The 2,824-nt window shown below is 71.1% G+C and carries 3 protein-coding genes; 2 read left to right on the top strand and 1 reads right to left on the bottom strand.

From position 1 onward, the window contains the following. Positions 1–515 (bottom strand): lyase family protein (locus G7A99_RS16505; RefSeq protein ID WP_240466313.1); only part of this gene is annotated, 515 nt, incomplete at its 3' end. A 97-nt stretch (positions 516–612) separates the two neighbouring features. Between G7A99_RS16505 and purB the strand changes: the two genes are divergently transcribed. Next, the gene (gene purB, locus G7A99_RS16500; RefSeq protein ID WP_018719527.1) at positions 613–1,980 is read left to right on the top strand and encodes an adenylosuccinate lyase; all 1,368 of its coding nucleotides are present in this window, start codon (positions 613–615) and stop codon (positions 1,978–1,980) included. A 1-nt stretch (position 1,981) separates the two neighbouring features. Further along, positions 1,982–2,824: cupin domain-containing protein (locus tag G7A99_RS16495; protein WP_163142143.1), on the top strand; the 843-nt coding region annotated here is incomplete at its 3' end.

Below are 2,824 nucleotides of genomic sequence, written 5' to 3'. Positions count from 1 at the left end.
TCGGCACGCGTCTCCATCGTCCCGGCCAGGTGCTCCAGCGCCGGGATCAGCGTCTCGCGGGCGGCGAGCGCGGCGCTCACGTGGATGGCCGTGGGGATCACGTCGTTGCTGCTCTGGCCCATGTTGACGTGATCGTTGGGGTGGACGGTGTCGCCCAGCGCCTCCGTCGCCAGGCGGGCGATCACCTCGTTGGCGTTCATGTTGGTGCTCGTGCCCGAGCCGGTCTGGAACACGTCCACCGGGAAATGGCGGTCGTGCTCGCCGGCGGCGACCTCGCCCGCCGCGGCGACGATCGCATGGGCAACATCCCGCTCCAGCAGCCCGAGGTCCGCGTTCGTCTGGGCCGCCGCCGCCTTGATCAGCCCCAGGGCGCGGATGAACGTCCGCGGCAGCGTCAGCCCGCTGATGGGGAAGTTCTGCACCGCCCGCTGCGTCTGCGCCCCGTAGAGCGCGTCCGCGGGGACGTTGAGCTCGCCCATGCTGTCGCGCTCGACACGAAAGTCCTGATCACCCATATAACTCATGCCTCCCTGACACGGATGCGAGACCCCGCCGCTGGGGGTAGAATTCGTGGCCCGACCGCCCGTTACCAACCGGAGAGCCGAGACCACCATGGACCTGACGCGACTGACCGCCATCTCCCCCGTCGACGGCCGCTACGGCGGCAAGACCGAGGCCCTGCAGCCGCTGGTCAGCGAGTACGGACTCATCCGCCAGCGCGTCGTCGTCGAGGTCCGGTGGCTCCAGGCGCTCGCCGCCGAGCCGGGCATCGCCGAGGTCCCGGCCCTCTCGGGGGACGCCAGCGCCGCGCTGGATGCCATCGTCTCCGGCTTCGACGTCACCGACGCCGAGCACATCAAGGCGATCGAGTCGACCACCAATCACGATGTGAAGGCGGTGGAATACTTCCTCAAGGAACGCATGGCGGATAACGCCGAGCTCGCGGCCATCCGCGAGTTCGTCCACTTCGCCTGCACCTCCGAGGACATCAACAACCTCGCCTACGCGCTGATGCTCACCGAGGCGCGGGACACCGTGATGCTCCCGGCCATGGACGCGGTCGACGAACACCTGCGCGGGCTCGCCCACGCCTTCGCCGAGCTGCCCATGCTCTCGCGCACCCACGGCCAGCCGGCCTCGCCGACCACGCTGGGCAAGGAGATCGCCAACGTCGTCGTGCGCCTGCGCCGCCAGCGCGAGCAGCTCGCCGGCGTGCGCATCATGGGCAAGATCAACGGCGCGGTGGGCAACTACAACGCCCACACCGTAGCCTACCCGGAAGTGGACTGGCCCGCGTTTGCCGAACGCTACGTTTGCGCCCTCGGGCTCGCCTGGAACCCCTACACCACCCAGATCGAGCCCCACGACTACATCGCCGAGCTCTTCGACGCCCAGGCACGCTGGAACACCATCGCGCTGGATCTCTGCCGCGACGTCTGGGGCTATATCGCACTGGGCTACTTCCGCCAGCGGATCGTGGCCGGCGAGGTCGGCTCCTCGACCATGCCCCACAAGGTCAATCCCATCGACTTCGAGAACGCCGAGGGCAACCTGGGCGTCGCCAGCGCGCTGCTGGACCACCTCGCGCGCAAGCTGCCCATCTCACGCTGGCAGCGCGACCTCACCGACTCCACCACCCTGCGCAACCTCGGCGTGGGGCTCGCGCACACCCTCATCGCCTGCCAGGCGCTGGAGAAGGGCCTGGGCAAGCTGGAGGCGGACGAGGCCCGGCTCGCCGCCGACCTCGACGGCAACTGGGAGGTCCTCGGCGAGGCGATCCAGACGGTGATGCGCCGCTACGGCATCGACTCCCCCTACGAGAAGCTCAAGGCGCTGACCCGGGGCCGCCGGGTGGACCAGGCCGGCATGGCCGAGTTCGTCAAGGGTCTGGAGCTGCCGGAGGCCGTGCGCGCCGAGCTCGCCGCCCTCACCCCGGCGCGCTACGTCGGCCTCGCAGCGGAGCAGGCCCGGGCGGTCTGAGATGGCGGGACTGTTCGGCGACATCGACACCGCGACCTTCCTCGCGGAGTACTGGCAGCAGCGGCCGCTGGTCGTGCGCGGCGCCTTCCCGGAGCAGCCGGCGAGCATCACCCCCGAGGAGCTCGCCGGGCTCGCCACCGAGCCGGACGTGGAGTCCCGGGTGGTGATCGGCGAGACGGCCCAGGAGGACTGGATGCTCCTCCACGGGCCCTTCGAGCCGGCCTTCTTCAGCGACACCCCGGACGACGACTGGACGCTGCTGGTGCAGGACGTGGACAAACACCTGCCGGCGTTCACCGACTGGCTCGCGCCGTTCCGCTTCCTGCCCCAGTGGCGCATTGACGACCTGATGGTGAGCTACGCCGCCCCCGGCGGCACCGTCGGCCCCCACCTGGACCGCTACGACGTCTTCCTCGTCCAGGGGCAGGGCCACCGGCGCTGGCGCCTCCAGTGGCCAGCCCCGGAGGCGGAGCGGCTGCGCGGCCACCCGGACCTGCGCCTGCTCGCCGACTTCGAGACCACCGACGAGTGGGTCCTCGGGCCCGGGGACATGCTCTACGTTCCCCCCGGCGTGCCCCACTACGGCATCGCCGAGGACGACTGCATCACCTATTCCGTGGGCTTCCGCGCGCCCTCCGGCGCCGAGCTGCTGGCTCAGTGGGCGCGCGAGCGCGGCGAGGACCCCCGCGACCCCGGCCGATACCGCGACCCCGAGGGCTTCGACGCCGCCCGCGGGCGCCTGCCCGCGGAGGCGCTGGCGCAGCTGCGCCGGCTCATGCGCGAGGCCGCATCGGCGCCGGACGCGGTGCTGGACGACTGGCTCGCGCGCAACCTCACCCGTCCC

Source organism: Arhodomonas sp. KWT (assembly GCF_010993615.1).
Note: the sequence above shows the minus strand (reverse complement) of the source record. Positions and strands in the feature narration are given on the sequence as shown.

Coding starts and splice junctions, on each gene's coding strand:
- purB (WP_018719527.1), top strand. CDS start 613: ATGGACCTGACGCGACTGACCGCCATCTCCCCCGTCGACGGCCGCTAC.